Annotated in this window: 1 protein-coding gene; it reads right to left on the bottom strand. The window is 61.7% G+C overall.

All coding sequences use genetic code 11. The annotated features are described in order from the left end of the window. Positions 1-124: 124 nt before the first annotated feature. On the bottom strand, positions 125-1,024 hold a 900-nt coding region (locus tag FEV53_RS20295; protein WP_246100953.1), incomplete at its 5' end, for a Hint domain-containing protein.

The following is a 1,024-nucleotide window of genomic DNA, read 5'->3' as shown; positions in this document are numbered from 1 at the left end:
CCCAGGTGTGACATTTCTACTTTGCAGACCAAGGGACATTTCTACTTGGTCGCAACAACTTCAAGCCGCATGGCCTCCCTCTGAAGGGGCGGTTGTTTCACCGCCCCTGTCCTGGCATTTTGGGTCACTCCAGCATTGGCTTGCCGTTGGAGCGGTGGCGGTAGACAAGGCGTTTCATCAGCTTGCCTTTTTCCGGAATGGGCCGCACCGGGATGGGCTGGTAATCCGCCCCGCAGATCTCCGGGAAGAGACACCTGATTTCCTCCCGCGCGGCGGGCGAAACGGCCTTCAGCGCTTCGGGGCCGGTGAACAGGCTCTCTGTCGGTGCGCCATTGGAGAAGACGATCTCGTGCTGGTCGAACAGCATGTGATAATACTCCACGCTCTGCGCTCCGGCGTCGATGTCGATCCCATCGAGGGCAAGCAGTTTGTTCGCCGGGATCAACACCTCCTCTGCGTCGAACATCCGGATCGCAATCTTTGACCGCACCAGGACCCGGTGCTGGGGGGAGACGCGGAGATCGCGCTCCGGCATTCCCTGCCCCAGCGCCCCGGCGCGGATCAGAATGGGCCGCAACCGATCATGCGCGGCGAGCGTCTCGCGATCCAGACCGTTGGAGCCAATCCAGCGGATCGGCTGCAGCCCCCGGTCCTGGGTCAGCACCAGATCACCAACATCGAGATCCTCGATCGCGACATCTCCGCGATCCGTCGTGATCCGGGTGCCGCGGGTAAAACAGACCACGCCGGTCACATTCGTCGTGTCGAAGGTGAGTTCTGTGTCCGCGACGGCGGCTCCGCCATTCTGGATGGCGAGGCTGATGTCCCCGATCTGTGCCGTGTAGTCGATGCCACCGATGATCCCGTTCAGCGTGCCATCCGCATGGTCTGCACGCATCATTTCGACCGCACTGGTGAACTTGGTCCCCGGAGCGCGCAGCGCGTTCACGGCGGCCAGCGTTGTCAGGTTGTAGAAGGCCGACAGATCGACGAAGTCATTGTCGTCCTGAAGACCGTTATCCAC

Origin of the sequence: Palleronia caenipelagi, assembly GCF_007004065.1 — a bacterium.
Lineage (GTDB): Bacteria > Pseudomonadota > Alphaproteobacteria > Rhodobacterales > Rhodobacteraceae > Palleronia > Palleronia caenipelagi.
Note: the sequence above shows the minus strand (reverse complement) of the source record. Positions and strands in the feature narration are given on the sequence as shown.